This window comes from Acinetobacter sp. YK3 (assembly GCF_001729365.1).
Lineage (GTDB): Bacteria > Pseudomonadota > Gammaproteobacteria > Pseudomonadales > Moraxellaceae > Acinetobacter > Acinetobacter vivianii.
This window is the reverse complement of sequence record NZ_LZPJ01000007.1, coordinates 1-19,126: the sequence shown is the minus strand read 5'-3', so window position 1 is coordinate 19,126 and position 19,126 is coordinate 1. Positions and strand designations below refer to the sequence as shown.

Below are 19,126 nucleotides of genomic sequence, written 5' to 3'. Positions count from 1 at the left end.
GACGGTTAGGGGTGTTTTTTTTGTGCGCGTTAAAAATAAGATCGGAAGCTTTATTCTTGATTCAGTTCTTTCAAAATAGCTTCATTAAACTGCGGGATATCATCTGGACATCGTGAGGTGATAAGAGGCCAGTCATTGGTATTACAACGATGTACGACTTCATTTACCCAGTGTGCACCTGCATTTTCTAGATCTAAACGGATACTTTTATAGGAAGTCAGATTTTTATCCTTAATCCGTTCTGCATTTATCAGTGCCCAAGGCGCATGGCAGATTGCAGCAATAGGTTTCTTCTGATCAGTGAAATATTGAATGATGGCATGCGCGTTTTCATTTAGGCGCAATGTATCGGCATTTACCGTACCACCTGGAATAATCAAAATATCGTAGTCTTCTACAGAAACCTGATCTAAAGAGGCTTGTGGGGAGTAACTTGGCCCTAATGCCTTATCACTTTTCACCGTTTGCACAGCGTCAAATGTTTCTGCGGCATGGATGACTTCAATGCCTTTTCCTTTTAAAAACTCAAGTGGTTGAATCAGTTCATCATGTTCGACACCTACATTTGATGTGATGATTAATGCTTTTTTAACCATTGTTACGACCTCAAAATCATTTTTATTTTAGGGTAACAAGCTAAAAACATGAAAAATGTAGGGCTTTCTGGGGCAGATTGTATCTTGTGGGATACGATGTCAAGTTCTGTTACATGCTTTAAATAGGCAAAAAAGAAGCCCCATCATCCTGACGGGGCTTCTTCGTATTCAGCTTATGTCGTTAATATCCTATTAACGACCACTTCCTGTGTGTCTTATTATTCTCAATGAGACTTCCTGTCTCTCTATGCTTTGTATATTAAAGATAAAGCAGAGTAGAGAATAGAGGTGAATGTAGCTTGTCTATGTACGCTTAGGCTTACATCTACACAACATTATATTTCTGTAATTTGCTGATAAGTGCTGCCAAGCCTTTGACTTCAAACTCATTGGCTTCAAACGTTTCTTCTTTATTACGTTTAAAAATATCACGGATTTCAAGAACAGCATTGCTGTCAACCAAGCCGATATAGGTCGCGACCTGACGGAGTTGATCAATTGAGCGAGAGCCATTGGTGGCACCGTAGCCTACGTAAGCAGCAGGCTTGCCTTGCCATTCCTTAGCCACGTAATCCAATGCATTTTTGAGTGCTGGGCTGTAGCCATGATTATATTCAGGACTAATAAAGATAAATGCATCGGCTGCCGCAATTTTATCAGCCCATTGTTGTTGCTTCGGTTGGTCATAAACACCTGTCGCTGGCGGATGAGCGCCTGCAAATATCGGTAATGCCCATTCTTTCAGATCGACAATTTCTGTTTGAATATCAGCGAATGAAAGTTCATTAATGGCTTGGTTGACCCAATTAGCGATTTTAATTGCAGTTCGGCCTTCACGGATGCTACCGACGATAATATAAATGAGCATATTTGTATTCCTATGTATTATTGCTTTGAATCAAAATGAATGTCTTTTAATGATCTTATACTTTTATTCAGGGTTAAAAAAAGCTCTCATTTGAGAGCTTTTATGTTACATCAATTTAATGCCTTGCTGTCCAGCAGGGGTGACCTTAAAGATTTCCACTTCAAAGGTAATATTTTTGCCTGCCAGTGGATGATTAAAATCGATTTCAGTGGTGTCATCATTGACCGATTTTACAATTCCAAATAAGGTTGCTTTGGCCTTATCTTCGAACTCAATCATATGACCAACGATTGGACGTTGTTCAAACTTAACTGTATCGAAGATCTGGATATTTTCAGCATTCCAAGGCCCAAAAGCATCTTCAGGTGGTAAATGTACAGTACGACGATCGCCTGCACGTAAACCAAATAAAGCCTTTTCAAAGCCTGGTAACAGATTACCATCGCCAATGACCAGACTTACTGGTTCTTCACGACTACGCGTATTATCAATTTCTACACCATTTTCGATTGAAACCGAAAAGTGTAAGTCGACTTTTGAGCCGTCCTGAATACGAATTTCTTCGTTTGGGTGGATAATTTCGTTCATCTTATACATCCGCATTTTGGTTGCGTTTCTTCTCTAAGAAGAAAGTATCGATCAGCAGCAAGATCGTTCCCAATGTAATGGCACTATCTGCAAGGTTAAATGCTGGAAAATGGCTGTTCTGGTAATAGACATGGATAAAATCGACCACATAACCCAAGCTGACACGGTCAATCAGGTTGCCAATTGCTCCACCGAGAATCAACGCAATCGCCATAGGCAAAACGATCATTTTCTTTGGCATGCGCATGAGCCAGAACACAAAAATAACCGACACAATGCCTGCTAGAGACGTAAAAAGATAACGTTGCCAGCCACCCGCATCAGATAAAAAGCTAAATGCTGCGCCATGATTGTGAAGTAATGTCCAGTTTAAAAAAGGCAGAACTGGAACAGGATCAGCATAATTTAAATGCGAACTTGCAATCCATTTGGTCCATTGATCCAGCACAATGGCAAGGACAGAAAGTCCAAGCCACATTAAGTTGTGCGGGTAAAACTGGAATAAGCCTTTTTTTGCGGGGCTTGTTTGCACAGAATTATGCATATTTTCTCACTTCGCCACTGCCAGTGACATTGATAATACAACGAGCGCATAAACCAGCATGACCAACGTGTGTATTTACATCTGGCAGCACATGCCAGCAGCGTACACATTTTTCACCATCCGCAGCTGAAACCTGAACACGTAACCCTGCAAGGTCAGTGCTTTCACCTTGTTCAGCATAAGGATGCACAATGACTTGAGAGGTGATCAAGACAAAGCGTAATTCATCAGCCAATTGGTTCAACAATTTCTGTAATGCTTCATCTGCCCAAAGTTCAACTTTTGCAGATAAGTTACTACCAATCAGTTTAGCGTTACGTGCTGCTTCAATCTGTTTATTTACTGCTGATTTTACGCTAATCAATGTTTGCCAATCTGCTTCAGACAGTAAGTTTGCTGTTGATGCCGTTGGAATGTCATACCATTCAGCAGTAAACACATATTTTTCAGTTTGTTCTGGAATTAATGGCCATGCTTCTTGCGCTGTAAAGCTAAGAATTGGTGCCATCCAGCGAACAAAGGCTTGAACGATATGATACAGCGCTGTTTGCGCAGAATGACGTGCTTGTGAATCTGCCTTGGTGGTGTATTGACGATCTTTGATGATATCGAGATAGAAACCACCTAAATCATTGATACAGAAGTTGGTGAGGGCATTGGTCACAATATGGAAGTTCATCTCTTCATAGGCTTGCTGAATGGTTTTTTGAACCTCAGCAGCACGTTGAAGGATGTATTGATCCAATGCAATCAACTGGTCCACTGGCAGCGCATCTGTTGATGGTTTGAAGCCATTCAGGTTGGCTAGCAAGAATCGTAAGGTATTACGGATACGACGGTAACCATCTGAAGCACGGCTAAAGATTTCTTTACCAGCCGTCATTTCATAACGGTAGTCCGCAGAAGCGATCCAGAAGCGTAAACCATCTGCACCCATATCTTTAATAATGTCTTGTGGGGTAATGATATTACCTAATGATTTAGACATTTTACGGCCTTTCTCATCGACCACGAAACCGTGGGTGAGCAAGCCTTTATATGGCGCACGTTCATTGATTGCAATTGATGTCAGCAATGAAGACTGGAACCAGCCACGGTGTTGATCTGAACCTTCAAGATACAAGTCAGCAGGATCTTGCAGGTCTTCACGTTCACGTAGCACAGCATAGTGTGTTGTGCCAGAGTCAAACCAAACATCAAGCGTGTCACGGATTGCATTGTAGTTCTCGGCATCTGCACCAATGAAGTCACTTGCTTCACGGTTATACCAGCCATCGATCCCTTCTTGCTCGATCAGCTTAGCCACTTCTTCAATCAGTTCAGGCGTGCGAGGATGCAATTCATTGGTATCTTTATGAACGAAGAACGGGATTGGCACACCCCATGTACGTTGACGTGAGATACACCAGTCAGGACGACCTTCAATCATGGACTGAATACGGCTTTGACCCCAATCAGGCACAAATTCGATGTCATTTTCAATCGCGTTTAATGCATTTTGGCGTAGACCATTGGCATCCATGCTGATAAACCATTGTGGTGTCGCACGGAAGATAATTGGTGTTTTGTGACGCCAGCAATGCGGATAGCTATGTTTGATTGGCTGATGCGCCCATAAACGTCCTACTGCACCCAATGCTTCAATGATTTGTGGGTTGGCTTTATAGATGTGCTCACCTGCAAAAATTGGCGCAGTTGGTAAATAAACACCATTGCCGCCTACAGGATTTTCAACTTTCAATTGATAGAGCAAGCCAACTTTATAGTCGTCTACACCGTGGCCTGGAGCGGTATGTACTGCACCTGTACCACTGGTTGCAATCACGTGCTCGCCTAAAATCACAGGCACTTGACGATCAGTTAAAAGCGGATGTTGCAGGAGAAGATTTTCGATTGCAGCACCTTTGAAATCAGCAAGTACAACTGGATTTTCAAGCTTATAACGCTCGATTGCTGATTCAACCAGATCTTTGGCAAGAATAAAGTTTTGCGTACCACGGTCAGTTGTAACCTGTACCAGTTGATAGTCGATTTCAGCATGCAATGCTACGGCTTGGTTTGCAGGCAAAGTCCACGGTGTCGTGGTCCAGATCACGATATCAGTGGCATCTTTAACCTCGACATTCAAACGTGTGCTGAGATCTTTCAGATCAACCACGGTGAAGCCGACATCAATGGCATCTGATTTTTTATCTTCGTATTCAACTTCAGCTTCAGCCAGAGAAGAACCACAGTCCATACACCAGTTTACTGGTTTTAAACCCGGCTCAATATGACCTGCTTTAGCAATAGCACCGAGTGCACGTACGATATCTGCTTCTTGTTTGAAGTTCATGGTGAGGTATGGATTGTCCCAGTCACCAAACACGCCCATACGTACAAAGTCTTTTTTCTGTAATTCGACTTGAGTGTATGCATATTCACGGCATGCTTTACGGAAAGTTGATGCATCAACTTTGACGCCAACTTTACCGACTTTTTCTTCGACTTTAAGTTCGATTGGCAAACCGTGACAGTCCCAACCTGGCACATATGGTGCGTCAAAGCCATCTAAAACGCGGCTTTTGATAATGATGTCTTTTAAGACTTTATTAACAGCATGACCTAAATGGATTTGACCATTGGCATACGGAGGGCCGTCATGAAGTACATATTTTTTCTTGCCAATACGCGATGCACGAATCTGCTGATAAATGTTGTCGGCATACCACTCTTCTAACCATTTGGCTTCACGCACAGCCAAGTTTGCCTTCATGGCAAATTCAGTCGCTGGCAAATTGAGTGTGGCTTTATAATCCACTGCATTTTCAGGAGTTTGCTTATCGCTCATGCAAGTTTTCTTCCAGTTTGATCAGTTTGTAAACTGACATGTATTACAAATGAAAATTAAATTTAAAAAGGAAATTCTGGTGTGCTGCTACGATAATCTCGTAACTTTTGCACATCATCATTAATTCCGGCTTTGAGGGCTTCAAGCGAAGGGTAATTCAGCTCACCATGTAAATAGTGAAGGAAGGTTACCCGCATCAATAAGCCATACAGATTAGCAGAAACATCGGGGAAATGTACCTCTAATCGCCATTCAGGTTGGACTTGTTTGATGGCTGGGCGTGTCCCCACATGACCTGCACCAAATAAACTGTTGGCTTGATAGCCAGAGATGCCATTAAGAGCAGGATCTGCATGTTTTATTTTTGCCGTAAGAGAGGCATCTTCACACACCACATCGACCGCATAAATCCCGTTTAAGCATGGTTTATGGCGGTTTAAACGGACATTAATCGTTGGAAAATCAAGGGTGCGACCAATTTGATCGCCATACTGGACACGGCCAGTGATGCTATACGGGCGACCTAGTAATTTTGCAGCTAAAGCCAGATCACCTGCTTGTAGGACCTGACGAATACGGGTTGAACTCACCCGTTCACCATTCAAGGCGATGGTATTTAAATTGGTAACATCAAAGCCATAGTTGCGTAGAAATTCGCTGTTACCTTGACGATCTTTACCAAAATGGAAGTCATCTCCAAGAACGAGACTTTGTGCATTGAGTTTTAATTTGAGTAAATCTGCAAATTCAGTGGCATTTAAGCTTCTGAAATATTGATCGAACTTCGCGACCGCAATGTAATCAACACCAAGCTCAGTTAAATATTCTACTTTTTCACGTAATGAGCTAATACGTGGCGGAGCATCATAACCTTTAAAAAATTCAAGCGGTTGCGGCTCAAAAATCATCACCAATGTTTTTAAGCCTTGAGCAGAAGCCAACGTTTTGAGTTGAGCAATCATCGCTTGATGGCCGAGATGGACACCATCAAAATTGCCGATCGTTACCGCAGTCGGAGGTAACTGAAAATCTGGCGATAATGCGTTGAGACGAAGCAACTTCATGGGCGTTAAATACAGTGATTTTTGCAAAGGCTATATATTGCCATATTCTCAGCGTTTCGTCTTGTTGTTGTGTTTTTACACAGAAAAATTTCAGGATTTAGAAGTTTTATATCAATAAAATTGATTCATTAAATAAAAATAAATCAATTTTTCTTATTTAAGAACTCAACTAAAATCGCTTTATAGTTGCTTTACATAGAGATCGAGATGAAAAAGCCGTTTTATCAGCTGGAACAGACGAAAGATGTGATTCGTCATTTTACCCCGAACTGGTTTACTGCCACCATGGGCACAGGTGTTGTGGCCATGATTTTAACACAGCTTCCTTTTGCTTCGTCTATTATGTTCACACTTGCGACTAAATTGTGGCAATTCAATATTCTGTTATTTACGACCTTTACTGTGCTGTATGCCTTGCGCTGGCTATTGTTTCCACATGAAGCGAAACAGATTTTTAGCCATCCCAATATGAGTCTGTTTTTGGGTGCGATACCCATGGGTTTAGCAACAATTGCCAATGGTTTTCTCAGTTTCGGAACACATTTATATGGTGATATTGCTATACAGATTGCGACTTACCTTTGGTACATTGATGTAATTCTTGCCGTTGTAATCGCTTGGGTGGTGCCATTTTGCATGTTTAGCTGTCAGGACCATCAATTACAACGCATGACCGCCGTGTGGCTGCTGCCGATTGTGGCATGTGAAGTTGCTGCCAGCTCAGCAGGTCTGTTGTTGCAACATTTAGCAGCCGATCAACATGCCTTGACGATTTTGATTACAGGGTATGTGTTGTGGGGAATTTCTGTGTTACCTGCATTTGCAATCTTAACCATCCTGATGTTACGTCTTGCTTTGCATCAATTGCCCGAGAAAGAAGTCGCGATTTCTAGCTGGTTATGCTTGGGCCCGATTGGGACAGGGGCATTAGCGTTATTATTACTCGGCGAGCAGGCACCACGGATCATGCAAGCGATGGGATTCGAAAGCTTGGCTACCTTGTTGCCTGCTTTGGGAATCGTGGCGAGCTTGGTGTTATTAGGCTTTGGTGTGTGGTGGTTCGGTATTGCGATTTTGACCACACTGCGCCATGCCCGCACAGGAATTCCCTTTAACTTGGGTTGGTGGGGACTCACTTTCCCGTTCGGCGTATTTATTCTGGCAATTTTTAATCTGGCGCATCAACTACACATCGGTTTCTTACAGTATACGGCTGTGGTTTTAAGTCTGTTGTTGGTTGGGTTATGGGCATTGGTCATGAAGAAAACAGTGGCAGGGGCGTATAGCGGTCAGTTATTTTTCTCTCCTTGTTTAGTCGCCTTACAGCAGAAGATGCAATAATATTTAAGGTGTGCCTGAGCACACCTTTTTGTGTCTCTTTTTTTATTTGAGCGAGTCTTTATATGAATGCTGATATTGCCCTGATTATGGCGTTGCCAAATGAATCTAAAGGCTTGTTTGAACAAGCTGGTATTGACGTTCATTACAGTGGAATTGGCAAAATTAATGCAGCATTCAAAGCATTTGAGGTGATTCAAAAGACGGGCTGTAAAACTCTCATAAATTTAGGCAGTGCTGGAAGTTCTCACTTTGATGCGCATAGTCTGGTTGAAGTCACGACTTTTGTGCAGCGTGATATGGATGTTTCACCCTTAGGTTTTGCAGTCGGAGTCACACCAATGGATGACGAAATTCCTGCGGAAATCCATACCCAGCCCCATTTTGAGCTTTTGCCTAAAGGAGTTTGTGGCACGGGTGATTCGTTTGAAACTGGTTTGCCCAAAGTGAGCTGTAATCTGGTGGATATGGAAGGCTATGCCTTAGCTAAAGTGTGCCAAAAGCTTGGGGTGCGTTTAATTTCAGTGAAATATATTACTGATGGTGCCAATGATACGGCTCATCTGGATTGGGAAGAGAATCTATTACTGGGTGCGCAAAAATTATTGGCGTTATATCAGGCGCATTTTTAAGTGCAACGATCTAATGCTGTAGTGTGCATGGGTTGAATTTTGTGTTGGTAGATTATTGAAATTAAAATATTATTTTGTGTGGAATTCGCATAACGGTCATTATATTAAATGGACAGTGATTTTATGGAAAGCAAATGCCTAAGATCATTAATGAATGAAGGCCATACATCTTCTGGTACTGAGTTATAAATACCATCTAAAATTAAATAAAGTTCATCGTCATAATGATCTATCAAGCTATATAAATCTTCATCTTCAGCAATTTTTGAGAGTTCAAGCAACATCCTAAAGATACTTCTGATTAATTCTTCTGAATATTCAATAGTTGGCGGTGGTTCAATATATTTTCTTAAGGCTTCTCTAAAAAAAATTTTCTTTAAAGTAGAGGGTAAGTTCAACCATTCAAATTTAATGTTATAAAAATAATCTAAAACTTGTTTTTCTTTAGAAAAAAAACTTATTTCCAAAGCTTCCGAATCTGTAATATTTTGCTCTATTCTATTTATAGCCCAATCTTGAATATCTTTAGCCGATTTTAGATTTAATATTAATTCTAATTTGAACTGAAACTTATCTATGTCATTCATTTTTTGTTCACTTTTCCTAAAATTAACATAATACGCCTTATACGAAATACTTGAACTTTTCCTTTTATCTCAATACTTTAAAGTAAGTCATTCTAGGGTTTAGTGCACTAGAATGGCTTTTTCGTGATCTTTCACGTTCCACGAAAGTTTCTTAATCAATATTCCACATTTTTGATTAGCTCAGTTGAATAACCACCTTAACCATTTGGCAAGAAAAAAAGCGACTAACACCGTCGCTTTTTTCGTTTATTTCAATCGCTAAAACAAGGCTTGGGAAGAAAACTTAACGGGGCAATACGCCGTATAACATCACATGCACAGTATGTTCGATTGTGCGTTGGAACATGCTACGGTTACGTAAGGTTTTCCCTGTTACCATTTCAATCTGGGTTGAGAAGTCCGCATAATTCTGTGTAATGGCCCAGATATTCAGAATTAAAAGTTCTGGATCAATATCTGCTGATAATTTGCCTTGTTCTTGCCATGTTTGAATGACTTTAGCTTTACGTTTAAACAGCTTTTTCAAAGGGCCTTTTAAGATTGGCAGAATATGTGGTGCACCTTGAATGATCTCAAGTGCAAATAAACGTGAGGCTTTAGGCTGGTCACGTGAGCTTTCGATTTTTTGAATTAAATAATGCGTGAGTGCTTCTGTGGGTTCAAGTTCTGACTCCAACGTCTGTAAAGGCGCCAGCCATTTTTGCAGAACGGTGGTGAGCACTTCGACATACAGTGACTCTTTATTTTCATAGTAGTAGAAAATATTGGATTTATGCATATTTGCCAGCTGTGCAATCTCATCCAGACTTGCGCCACTAAACCCATAGACGGAAAAAACATCTAGGGCAGCATTCAGCAGTTGATTGCGCTTTTGTGTACTTTTTTTCTGTTCCATCTGCGAGCTTGATTCAAAAAATGTCATTGACATTGTAAGATAAATTGTCGGATTTGTGCACAGTAACACAATTTTTTTATCGAAAAAAATATACTTTTCAGGCCAATGTTGGGGATGTATTTGATAATTATTGAAATCTAAAAACGGCCATACATATTTTGTAAATAATTCATATGCTGGTCGTCAATTTGAATTGGTATTTTTGATGATTTGACGCCTTTTTTAGAAAAAAATAATGCGGTTTTAGGTCGCTAAAACCGCATCAAGGACTTGCTGTTCGAGTTGTGCAAAAGCAATACTCTTTTTACGTGGACGGGGCAAATTCACCTGAAAACTATGTGCGATATGACCTTGATCTAAAAGAATAATTCGATCAGCCAACTGGACTGCTTCACTCACATCATGCGTGACCAGAATTGCGGTAAAGCCTTGTTCTTTCCAGAGACGCTCAATCAGGTTTTGCATTTCCAAACGGGTCAGGGCATCTAAGGCGCCTAAAGGCTCATCCAAGAGCAAAATACGTGGTGAATGCGAGAGGGCACGCGCCAGAGCCGCACGCTGACGTTGCCCGCCTGAAAGCTGTGCAGGCCATTGCGTTGCCTTTTCTTTTAAACCGACTTTCTCCAGTAAGGTCGCAGCGAGTTGGTGCTGGTCTTTTGGTAAACCCAGTTGAACATTTTGCAGAACACTTTTCCACGGCAACAGGCGAGGATCCTGAAACATTACCCGAATGTCTGCATTGGTGATGCCTTCACGAAAATGGCGTGCAGACTGGAATTTGATTTCACCATAACTGGCTTTTTCAAGTTGGGCAATGAGACGGAGCAGGGTGCTTTTACCGCAGCCACTGCGTCCGACAACGGCAATAAATTCACCTGCCTGAATATGCAGATCAAGATCTTCGAGAACCTTGACCTCACCATAAAACTTATAAAGTTGCTCAATCAGAATATCTGCGCCATTGGCAGGTGCCTGAGCTGTTTCTGGTTCAGTGACAGGTTGAACCAGATTATTGTCATAGAAATTTAGATTTAAATTACTCATCTTTATCTCCTTTTATTTCTGGTAGCCTGCATGCCAGCGTAATAAATAACGTTCTAAACCTTGAGCCAATACATCTGCTAATTTGCCCAGCAGTGCGTAGAGTAAAATACCGACCAGAACAATATCGGTCTGTAAAAATTCGCGTGCATTCATGGTCATATAACCAATTCCTGATTGTGCAGAGATCGTTTCAGCCACAATCAAAAGTACCCAGACCAGCCCTAAAGAGAAACGTAGGCCGACTAAAATAGAAGGCATTGCACCCGGTAAAATAATTTCTTTATACAACTGCCAACGGCTTAGCCCGTAGCTTTTACCCATTTCAATCAGTTGCGGATCGACAGAACGAATGCCGTGATAGGTATTGATATAGATTGGGAAAAACACCCCCACAGCAACCAGAAACAGTTTGGCAGTTTCATCAATACCGAACCATAAAATGACCAATGGAATCAGCGCCAATGCAGGGATATTACGGATCATCTGCAAGGTGGTATCGAGCAGGGTTGAAGCAATCCGTGATGAGCCATTCAATAGGCCTAAAATCAGCCCCAAGCCCCCACCAATGAGTAAACCAAGTAGGGCACGACCAGCACTGACTTTAACATGCAGCCAAAGTTCACCACTGAGGAGTAAGTGCCAAAAAGCACTCACCACAGCAGTTGGGGCAGGTAATACCCGATTTTGTAGCAGTCCCGCGCTTGAGGCAGCTTGCCAAATTAGAATCAGTAAAATTGGAAATAACCAAGGCAATAAACTTCTGCCTATTTTTTGTGTTCCACGTGAAACATTATTGACGGAAACTTTGCTACTCATGCGGTCTCCTTAGCCAAGGTCTTAGGTTCCTTGACTTCAGGCACATAGTTATTGGCAATGATTTCACCAAATGGGCCTGTTAAATGTGGCTGCGCCAGTTTCTCTCGGGTTTTAAGCGGTAATAATGGGAACACCAGTTCAGCAAAACGAATAGATTCTTCCAGATGCGGATAGCCTGAGAAGATAAAGGTATCAATGCCTAAATCGGCATATTCCTGAATACGTGCCGCAACAGTTTCAGGATCGCCGACCAAGGCGGTTCCTGCGCCGCCGCGCACAAGCCCAATGCCTGCCCAGAGGTTAGGTGAAACTTCAAGTTGGTCTTTACGTCCGCCGTGAAGTGCAGCCATACGTTGCTGACCGACGGAATCCATTTGAGCAAATTTTTTCTGCGCCGCGGCAATGGTTGCATCATCTAGGTATTGAATCAGCTCATCCGCAGCTGCCCAAGCCTGCTCGTTGGTTTCACGGACAATCACATGTAAGCGGATACCATAATTGAGCGTACGACCTTTGGCCGCTGCTTTGGCACGTAAATGTTCAACTTTTTCTTTTACCGCAGCAGGGGGCTCGCCCCAAGTCAAATAAGTATCGACCTGTTCTGCCGCCAGTTCGGTTGCCGCTTCTGATGAGCCACCAAACCACAGCGGTGGATAAGGCTGCTGTACAGGTGGGTAGAGCAGTTTGGCGTCATCGACACTGAGGCGTTCGCCGTGGAATGTAAATGATTCACCTGTATGTGAGCGAGTCAGGATTTCACGCCAGATTTTGACGTATTCAGAGGCTGTCTGGTATCGGGTACTGTGATCTTCATATAAACCATCACCCTTTAATTCCTGTTCATCACCACCTGTTACCAGATTGAGCAAAATACGGCCATTGGAAAGACGGTCAAAGGTAGCAGCCATGCGTGCAGCAAGTGCTGGAGTGGTAATGCCGGGACGCAATGCGACGAGGAATTTAAGCTGTTTGGTGGCATCAATCAGACTGGCAGCAGTAATCCACGGATCTTCACAAGAGCGACCTGTCGGAATCAGAACCCCTGCATAACCGAGATTATCCACGGCAACGGCAATTTGTTTCATATAAGCATGATCGACCTGACGAGCACCCTTGCTGGTGCCTAGATAACGACTGTCACCATGAGTGGGAATAAACCAGAAAATATTCATGTCGATGTTCCTTATGAAAATGAAATCAATGTTTATTGGGCAGACCAGACACTATGCTGAATATCAATCTGCACAGGGATAAGCTGCTCTTGTTTAAATAAATCGGCGATTTGTTGCTGACTCTGTACGACCTCTGGTGTGAGGATGTGTACAGGTGATGGTTTTGGACGTTTGTCTAAAACACGTTGCGCTACGGGAAGGCTCAAGCCGGTACTTTGTGCGTAAATCTGTAGCGCCTGATCTTGATGTTGCACGATCCATTGATCAGCAAGGTTGATGCTTTTGATGAGCTTTGGCGCAGAATCAGGATGCTTTTTAATATAGTCAGGATTACCAATATAAAAAGAATACGTGGTTGGGAAAGCAGAGCCATCTACCAAGGTTTTGGTATGACCTTGAAGTTCGGCTGTACCTAAGTAGGGTTCCCAAATGGCCCATGCATCAACAGCCTGTTTGTTAAATGCTGCACGTGCATCGGCAGGAGGTAACCAGATAGGCTGAATGTCTTGCCAGGATAGACCCGCTTTTTGCAGGGTTTTAGCCAGCAATTCGTGTGCACTTGAGCCTTTTTGTACCGCGATACGTTTGCCCTTTAAATCTTGCAAAGTGCTGATTTTATCGTTGGCATGTACCAAAACAGCCTGTCCCGTCGGCGCAACCACTTCATAAGCCACATAGCTCAATGGTTTAGCCGCGGCCTGAGCAAAGATCGGTGGCGTATTGCCGACATAACCAAAATCAACGGCCCCGACTGCAAGTGCTTCAAGCATCTGTGGGCCAGCAGGGAATTCACGCCATTCAATTTTGGCATTTGGAAATTCTTGCTCAAATAGCTTTTGTTGTTTGGCAACCAACAAATTGAGTGAAGATTTCTGGAAACCGATCGAGAGTGTTTTTACGGCTGTATTTTCAGTTGTTGAAGTTGCTTTCTCCGTATGCTGTTCGGGTTTCTGGCAACCACTCAGCGAAAATGTAGAGATCAGCACACCCAGAACAGAAACTTTAGATAACAACTTCATGGTGATCCTCAATTATTTAACTTCGTTCTTCAATAAGGCATCTTGGATCACAAGCTGCTTTGGAATCAGTTTCTGGGCAAAAAACGCATCAGCCACATATTGCTGTTCTTTGGCGACCTTTTCAGAAATAGGTTGAACTCCAAAGCCCATACGTGAAATTGACGTTTTTAAAATGTCGAATTCAAGTGCGGTCGGTTTTTCTAACAGTTTTGCAGCATCGTCAGGATGGGCCTTCACCCAGTCCGTTGTTTGATTGAGTGTCGTTACTACGGTATTTAACACCTGCGGATGACTTTCAGCGAACTGGCGATCAGATAGATAGAATTGATGGTTACTTACAAGATGCTCACCATTGGCAATGACACGTGCATGAATCTGATGTTCAGCCGCAGCCAAGAATGGATCCCAGATCACCCATGCATCGACAGCACCTTTTTCAAATGCAGCGCGTGCATCTGAAGGTGGCAAATAAACAGGCTGGATATCATTTAAGGTGAGATTATTTTCTTCTAGCAACTTGAGTAACAGGTAGTGCACGTTGGAGCCTTTATTCAGGGCAATGCGTTTACCTTTTAAATCCTGAACGGATTGAATCGGAGAGTCTTTTTGTACAATCAAGGCCTCTGCGCTTGGTGCAGGTGGCTGGTTGGCAACATAGATCAGATTCGGGTTGGCGGCTTGCGCAAAGATAGGTGGGGCTTCACCAGCCTCACCCAATACCACGCTGCCAACATTCAAGCCTTCTAATAATTGCGGGCCAGCGGGAAATTCGACCCATTTAACTTGTATACCTTGAGCAGCAAGGTTTTTTTCTAATTCACCTTTTGCTTTGACGATCGGCAAGATGCCATACTTTTGAAAGCCGATATTTAATGTTGTGGTTTCTTGTTTTGTTGTACCTTGCTGCTCAGGTTTTTTTGCACAGCCTGTCACACCCATTAGACTGGCAAGACTTGCCGCAATGAGAGTAGATGTTGCCCATGAGCGATTGATTGAAACAGCCATGTTGGTTGTGCTCCCCGAAAAATCAAAAGATTTAAATAAGATGAGCAACTAAGCTAAAACTTTTTTTATTGCATAAAAAATAACTAATCGGGCTTTGCTTATGATGAAAAGTGCAAAATAGAAGATCGAATAATCTTATCTGTAGATTGAATAAGAGAAAGTGTTTTGTTTTTAATTAAGCTTTTGTTTTTTAATTAAATTTTAGATATTTTAATGTTTGTTCAAATTTTTATCGAAATTGTCTTAAGCAGAGATCATGATGATAAGGAGATATTCTTATCAAAAATAAAAATATCTCCAACGGCCTTATTTTACAGGCAAGGTTTTCTTAAAGACCAGTGAATTACGCTGATAGTTATATAACTCTTGGCGGGCATTGGGTAAATCATCCACACTGGCAGGGCTAAAGCCTTGTTCCAGAAACCAGTGAGCGGTTCGGGTGGTGAGTACGAAGAGCTGTTGAATTCCTTGTTGCTTGGCTTTGCTTTCAAGGAATTGCAAAATCTGGCTGCCGCGATTTGATTTACGATAACTGGCATCGACAGCCACACAGGCAATTTCAGCAGAACGGATTTCATCAGTTTCCGCAGCAATTGGGTACAGTGCTGCACAAGCCAGAATCATACCGTCACGCTCAATCACCGCAAAATGTTCAATTTCACTTTCAAGGCGTTCGCGTGAGCGATAAACCAGAATGCCTTCCTGTTCGAGTGGGCGTAACAGATTGATCAAGCCCCCAACATCATTGATATTGGCAATACGGACTTCTTCATAGTGGGCATCGGTAATCAAGGTGCCGACACCATCGCGGGTGAACAGCTCCTCAATCAGTGCGCCGTCATAGGCATAGGAAATCAGATGTACGCGATGTACGCCTGACAAGGACGCTTGTTGAGCCTGTTTGAGATGTAAGGCAAATTCCGGATATTGTTGTTGGTTCTGTTGGATATACGGTTCTAGTTGATGCGGATTTAATTCACGTAATAGCTGTTGCTGTTTATTCATCAGTCCTTGCTTTTCGCCTAGGAAAATCAGTTTATCCGCTTTTAAAGCAATAGCCGTTTTGGTCGCAACTTCTTCTGCCAGTAAATTAAAGACTTCCCCAGTGGTTGAATAGCCCGTGGGTCCGAGCAGGACAATATTGTGATTATCGAGATGGCGTTGAATGGCATCGGTATCTACAGAACGGACTTCACCAGTGAGCTGGAAGTCGATCCCATCACGAATACCATAAGGTTTGGCAGTCACAAAATTACCAGACACCACATCAATGCGAGCGCCATACATAGGTGAATTCGCCAATCCCATAGACAACAAGGCTTCAATTTCTAAACGGATCGAACCCACAGCATTCATGACGCCACGTAAAGACTCACGAGTGGTAATGCGATGGTTTTGATGAAATGGGGTCTCAATATGACGTTCAAGCAAATTCTGATTGATTTGCGGACGTGCGCCGTAAACGAGAATCAAGCGGATGCCCAGCGAGTGCAACAAGGCAATATCATGAATAATATGCTGGAAATTTTCGTGCTGAACCGCTTCGCCCGCAAACATCAGGATAAAGGTTTTATCACGATGGGCATTAATATAAGGTGCGGAATGGCGAAACCAATGTACATAATCTTGTGTTGTACTATGTAAAGTTTCAGTCATTTGGGTCGCCATGTGAATCTCAGAGATGTACCAATTGATCTGATTTTAACGAAAAAAATGAAAAGATAAATCTATTCTGAAAACAACAACCCAACTTTAATATCATTCGCCTTTTAAAAAGTGCTTAGAAGCCCATGATACGAATAATACTGTTATCCTCTGAGTTGACTAAAATATAGTCGTTGTTGATCTTGTACCATTGTTCGTTACGGCTCGGTCGAGGAAGGTTATTGTCTTTATAATCGACTTTATAACCATTACCACGATAATGTTGTGGCATGACATAACCTGCCTGCCAGCGATGTTGTTTTAGGCGCTCCACACCACGTTCTTCGCGCATACGGCGTTCACGTTGACGATTTTCACCATCTGGACGATCAAAGCCACGACCATTTTGCCAGCCGCCACCACGCGAGTCTTCGTCACGATCATGCGGACCTGCAAAACTCCCCATGCTACTGAACAGGGTCGTCGAACCTAAAACCAAGATAATGAAAAATTTTTTCATGATGCACCTTATTGACTTCGGATGTCTCTCATGTGAACTACTGTACGTTAAAAATGCAGAGAAACTGTGAAGATCAATTCATTGTTCCATTAAAAAGATGAAGATTCTTCGCCCATTTCTCTGAAAAAAACAGTTTTAACGTCAGTGTCCAATGTTATTTAGAATTATTTTAATGTGTGAATTAAGCTTGAGCATCAATACTTTGGCCATTCATCTCCAGACTATCGTCACCCATCAGGTACAGGTAGGCTGGCATAATGCTATCTGGTGTTGGAAGTACTTTTGGATCTTCCTCCGGATAGGCCTTGGCACGCATCGCTGTACGTGTTCCACCTGGATTGATGCAGTTAAAACGAATATTTGGATAAGTATTTTCTGCGGCAAAGATTTTGCTCATGGCTTCAGTTGCAACTTTAGACACTGAATAAGCGCCCCACAATGCACGTGCTTCGCGGCCGACACTTGAGCTGGTGAATACCACAGAGGCATGTTCAGATTTCTCTAACAACGGCAATAGAGCTTGAGTAAGAGCAAAAGGCGCACGTAAATTGACTGCCATGACATCATCCCAAACATCGACTGGATATTCTGCCAGTTCAACACGATCACCCAGCATGCCTGCGTTATGCAAGATGCCATCAAGACGACCGAATTGCTGTTCAAGCGTATTGACCAGAAGCTCGTAGTCATGCGTTGAAGCGGTTGAAAGCTGCAAAGGTAAAATTGCAGGTTGAGGCGCACCCAAACCTTCAATTTCGTCATAAATCACTTCAAGTTTATTCAAGGTACGACCGTGTAACACAACGGTTGCACCATGAAGGGCATAACTCATAGCAGCAGCACGTCCAATACCGTCACCAGCACCGGTGATCAGGATAATACGGTCTTTCAGCAAATCTGGACGAGGTTGATATTCTGAATATTTCATTGTTATGCCTCCTGTTTTTATCATCAATATTTAACCCATCATACCCTGATTTTCTGACAAAACAGTGATTTTCTGTTTGAGCAGTTGGTGTAATTCGGGGATGGTGTGAATAATGGCATCTGCCTGCCATGCCGCCAGATCATCACGTGATTCTACGGGTAAATAGCCATAGGCTGCCAGAATGGTATACATATCTGCATTGCGACCGGCATCGATATCACGTGGATGATCACCCACATAAATGATGTCTTTGGCATCAAGATTGAGCTGCTGTGCAGCGAGATACATCGGTTCTGGATCGGGTTTGGTTTTGCTGACATCTTCCGGGCAAACTAAGACTGCACAACGCTCTGTTAGGTTTAATGCTGCGAGCAGCAGTTCACTTAAACCACGAGGTTTATTGGTCACAATACCCCACGGAATCTGATGTGCTTCGAGTTCTTCCAATAAAGGGTACATGCCTTCAAATAGGTCGGTATCCACAACAATATTGGCACCATAGGTATCTAAAAAGCGCTGACGATGTGAAAGGAAAACCTCATCGGTGATCTCTAATTCTGGATAAACCAGTTTCACCATGGCACGTGCGCCTTCAGACACTTGAGTGCGAATGGCTGCAGCATCTACGACAGGACGTTGTTCATCACGGCACATTTGTTGAATGATACGGATAAAGTCTGCAGCGGTATCGATCAACGTACCATCAAGATCAAATAAAACAGCTTTCATCATGCACCTGTATTTGTCGTATGAACCATGTAATTCACATCAACATTTGGCGCTAACCAGTAATGTTTGGTGATCGGGTTGTAATGTAAACCTGTCATTTCTTTCAGGCTGAGTCCTGCATTGCGGATATCGTGTGCCATTTCTGAAGGACGAATGAATTTATGATAGTCATGCGTTCCTTTTGGTAGTAAACGGAGTACGTATTCAGCACCGATAATGGCAAATAAATAAGATTTTGGATTACGGTTAATCGTCGAGAAGAACACATGACCGCCTGGCTTAACCAAAGCCTGACAGGCTTTGACGA

The 19,126-nt window shown here is 42.6% G+C and carries 20 protein-coding genes; 2 read left to right on the top strand and 18 right to left on the bottom strand.

Annotation, left to right across the window (positions count from 1 at the left end; translation table 11 throughout):
* Positions 1 to 50: 50 nt before the first annotated feature.
* From A9Z07_RS01310 to ribF, 6 genes are all read right to left on the bottom strand, one after another.
* The gene (locus A9Z07_RS01310) at positions 51 to 596 is read right to left on the bottom strand and encodes a type 1 glutamine amidotransferase domain-containing protein (protein ID WP_069576312.1); all 546 of its coding nucleotides are present in this window, start codon (positions 594 to 596) and stop codon (positions 51 to 53) included.
* Positions 597 to 921: 325 nt separating this feature from the next.
* Entirely contained in the window at positions 922 to 1,464 is a 543-nt protein-coding gene (locus A9Z07_RS01305) for an NADPH-dependent FMN reductase (RefSeq protein WP_069576310.1), read from the bottom strand.
* 105 nt (positions 1,465 to 1,569) lie between these two features.
* Positions 1,570 to 2,052, bottom strand: a complete 483-nt coding sequence (locus tag A9Z07_RS01300; protein ID WP_005228218.1) for an FKBP-type peptidyl-prolyl cis-trans isomerase — start codon at positions 2,050 to 2,052, stop codon at positions 1,570 to 1,572.
* 1 nt (position 2,053) lies between these two features.
* On the bottom strand, positions 2,054 to 2,584 hold the full coding sequence (lspA, locus tag A9Z07_RS01295) for a signal peptidase II (RefSeq protein WP_171067036.1): 531 nt from the start codon (positions 2,582 to 2,584) through the stop codon (positions 2,054 to 2,056).
* A gap of 4 nt (positions 2,585 to 2,588) precedes the next feature.
* Positions 2,589 to 5,426, bottom strand: a complete 2,838-nt coding sequence (ileS, locus tag A9Z07_RS01290; protein WP_009516378.1) for an isoleucine--tRNA ligase — start codon at positions 5,424 to 5,426, stop codon at positions 2,589 to 2,591.
* 62 nt (positions 5,427 to 5,488) lie between these two features.
* Positions 5,489 to 6,490 carry a riboflavin biosynthesis protein RibF gene (gene ribF, locus A9Z07_RS01285; protein ID WP_069576305.1) on the bottom strand — a complete coding sequence of 334 codons (1,002 nt, stop codon included), beginning with the start codon at positions 6,488 to 6,490 and terminating at the stop codon, positions 5,489 to 5,491.
* A gap of 207 nt (positions 6,491 to 6,697) precedes the next feature.
* On the opposite strand from ribF, the gene A9Z07_RS01280 reads away from it, so the two are divergent.
* Complete coding sequence (locus A9Z07_RS01280; protein ID WP_069576301.1) at positions 6,698 to 7,831, top strand: TDT family transporter; 1,134 nt, start codon at positions 6,698 to 6,700, stop codon at positions 7,829 to 7,831.
* 62 nt (positions 7,832 to 7,893) lie between these two features.
* Positions 7,894 to 8,460 (top strand): 5'-nucleosidase, encoded by a 567-nt coding sequence (locus A9Z07_RS01275; protein WP_069576297.1) that lies wholly within the window; start codon positions 7,894 to 7,896, stop codon positions 8,458 to 8,460.
* Between the two features lie 104 nt (positions 8,461 to 8,564).
* On the opposite strand, the gene A9Z07_RS01270 is transcribed toward A9Z07_RS01275, so the two are convergent.
* The 12 genes from A9Z07_RS01270 to ubiG form a co-directional block, all read right to left on the bottom strand.
* Complete coding sequence (locus tag A9Z07_RS01270) at positions 8,565 to 9,047, bottom strand: hypothetical protein (protein ID WP_069576296.1); 483 nt, start codon at positions 9,045 to 9,047, stop codon at positions 8,565 to 8,567.
* A 283-nt stretch (positions 9,048 to 9,330) separates the two neighbouring features.
* On the bottom strand, positions 9,331 to 9,942 hold the full coding sequence (locus A9Z07_RS01265) for a TetR/AcrR family transcriptional regulator (protein ID WP_004773426.1): 612 nt from the start codon (positions 9,940 to 9,942) through the stop codon (positions 9,331 to 9,333).
* 243 nt (positions 9,943 to 10,185) lie between these two features.
* Entirely contained in the window at positions 10,186 to 10,986 is an 801-nt protein-coding gene (locus A9Z07_RS01260; RefSeq protein ID WP_069576294.1) for an ATP-binding cassette domain-containing protein, read from the bottom strand.
* 12 nt (positions 10,987 to 10,998) lie between these two features.
* A complete protein-coding gene (ssuC, locus tag A9Z07_RS01255; protein WP_004773424.1) occupies positions 10,999 to 11,802 on the bottom strand; it encodes an aliphatic sulfonate ABC transporter permease SsuC in 804 nt (267 codons plus the stop codon).
* The gene (gene ssuD, locus A9Z07_RS01250) at positions 11,799 to 12,974 is read right to left on the bottom strand and encodes an FMNH2-dependent alkanesulfonate monooxygenase (protein WP_004773423.1); all 1,176 of its coding nucleotides are present in this window, start codon (positions 12,972 to 12,974) and stop codon (positions 11,799 to 11,801) included. The genes ssuC and ssuD overlap by 4 nt, the downstream gene beginning before the upstream one ends.
* Before the next feature lie 32 nt (positions 12,975 to 13,006).
* Complete coding sequence (locus A9Z07_RS01245) at positions 13,007 to 13,993, bottom strand: aliphatic sulfonate ABC transporter substrate-binding protein (protein WP_069576292.1); 987 nt, start codon at positions 13,991 to 13,993, stop codon at positions 13,007 to 13,009.
* 12 nt (positions 13,994 to 14,005) lie between these two features.
* On the bottom strand, positions 14,006 to 14,998 hold the full coding sequence (locus tag A9Z07_RS01240; protein WP_069576291.1) for a sulfonate ABC transporter substrate-binding protein: 993 nt from the start codon (positions 14,996 to 14,998) through the stop codon (positions 14,006 to 14,008).
* Positions 14,999 to 15,304: 306 nt separating this feature from the next.
* Positions 15,305 to 16,666, bottom strand: a complete 1,362-nt coding sequence (gene argA, locus A9Z07_RS01235; protein WP_069576289.1) for an amino-acid N-acetyltransferase — start codon at positions 16,664 to 16,666, stop codon at positions 15,305 to 15,307.
* 112 nt (positions 16,667 to 16,778) lie between these two features.
* Positions 16,779 to 17,162 (bottom strand): RcnB family protein, encoded by a 384-nt coding sequence (locus tag A9Z07_RS01230; protein ID WP_004773416.1) that lies wholly within the window; start codon positions 17,160 to 17,162, stop codon positions 16,779 to 16,781.
* Positions 17,163 to 17,343: 181 nt separating this feature from the next.
* The gene (locus A9Z07_RS01225) at positions 17,344 to 18,090 is read right to left on the bottom strand and encodes a YciK family oxidoreductase (RefSeq protein ID WP_004773414.1); all 747 of its coding nucleotides are present in this window, start codon (positions 18,088 to 18,090) and stop codon (positions 17,344 to 17,346) included.
* Between the two features lie 30 nt (positions 18,091 to 18,120).
* Entirely contained in the window at positions 18,121 to 18,822 is a 702-nt protein-coding gene (locus tag A9Z07_RS01220) for an HAD family hydrolase (RefSeq protein ID WP_171258935.1), read from the bottom strand.
* A partial coding sequence (gene ubiG / locus A9Z07_RS01215; RefSeq protein ID WP_069576286.1) for a bifunctional 2-polyprenyl-6-hydroxyphenol methylase/3-demethylubiquinol 3-O-methyltransferase UbiG occupies positions 18,819 to 19,126 on the bottom strand: 308 nt, incomplete at its 5' end. The genes ubiG and A9Z07_RS01220, both read right to left, overlap by 4 nt.

Bases quoted from the DNA above. Each gene is read 5' to 3' on its own strand.
- A9Z07_RS01225 (WP_004773414.1), bottom strand. From the start codon at position 18,090: ATGAAATATTCAGAATATCAACCTCGTCCAGATTTGCTGAAAGACCGT.
- argA (WP_069576289.1), bottom strand. From the start codon at position 16,666: ATGGCGACCCAAATGACTGAAACTTTACATAGTACAACACAAGATTAT.
- A9Z07_RS01270 (WP_069576296.1), bottom strand. From the start codon at position 9,047: ATGAATGACATAGATAAGTTTCAGTTCAAATTAGAATTAATATTAAAT.
- A9Z07_RS01245 (WP_069576292.1), bottom strand. From the start codon at position 13,993: ATGAAGTTGTTATCTAAAGTTTCTGTTCTGGGTGTGCTGATCTCTACA.
- A9Z07_RS01260 (WP_069576294.1), bottom strand. From the start codon at position 10,986: ATGAGTAATTTAAATCTAAATTTCTATGACAATAATCTGGTTCAACCT.
- ssuD (WP_004773423.1), bottom strand. From the start codon at position 12,974: ATGAATATTTTCTGGTTTATTCCCACTCATGGTGACAGTCGTTATCTA.
- ribF (WP_069576305.1), bottom strand. From the start codon at position 6,490: ATGAAGTTGCTTCGTCTCAACGCATTATCGCCAGATTTTCAGTTACCT.
- A9Z07_RS01265 (WP_004773426.1), bottom strand. From the start codon at position 9,942: ATGGAACAGAAAAAAAGTACACAAAAGCGCAATCAACTGCTGAATGCT.
- A9Z07_RS01310 (WP_069576312.1), bottom strand. From the start codon at position 596: ATGGTTAAAAAAGCATTAATCATCACATCAAATGTAGGTGTCGAACAT.
- A9Z07_RS01300 (WP_005228218.1), bottom strand. From the start codon at position 2,052: ATGAACGAAATTATCCACCCAAACGAAGAAATTCGTATTCAGGACGGC.
- A9Z07_RS01220 (WP_171258935.1), bottom strand. From the start codon at position 18,822: ATGATGAAAGCTGTTTTATTTGATCTTGATGGTACGTTGATCGATACC.
- ssuC (WP_004773424.1), bottom strand. From the start codon at position 11,802: ATGAGTAGCAAAGTTTCCGTCAATAATGTTTCACGTGGAACACAAAAA.
- A9Z07_RS01305 (WP_069576310.1), bottom strand. From the start codon at position 1,464: ATGCTCATTTATATTATCGTCGGTAGCATCCGTGAAGGCCGAACTGCA.
- ileS (WP_009516378.1), bottom strand. From the start codon at position 5,426: ATGAGCGATAAGCAAACTCCTGAAAATGCAGTGGATTATAAAGCCACA.
- A9Z07_RS01240 (WP_069576291.1), bottom strand. From the start codon at position 14,998: ATGGCTGTTTCAATCAATCGCTCATGGGCAACATCTACTCTCATTGCG.
- A9Z07_RS01280 (WP_069576301.1), top strand. From the start codon at position 6,698: ATGAAAAAGCCGTTTTATCAGCTGGAACAGACGAAAGATGTGATTCGT.
- A9Z07_RS01230 (WP_004773416.1), bottom strand. From the start codon at position 17,162: ATGAAAAAATTTTTCATTATCTTGGTTTTAGGTTCGACGACCCTGTTC.
- A9Z07_RS01275 (WP_069576297.1), top strand. From the start codon at position 7,894: ATGAATGCTGATATTGCCCTGATTATGGCGTTGCCAAATGAATCTAAA.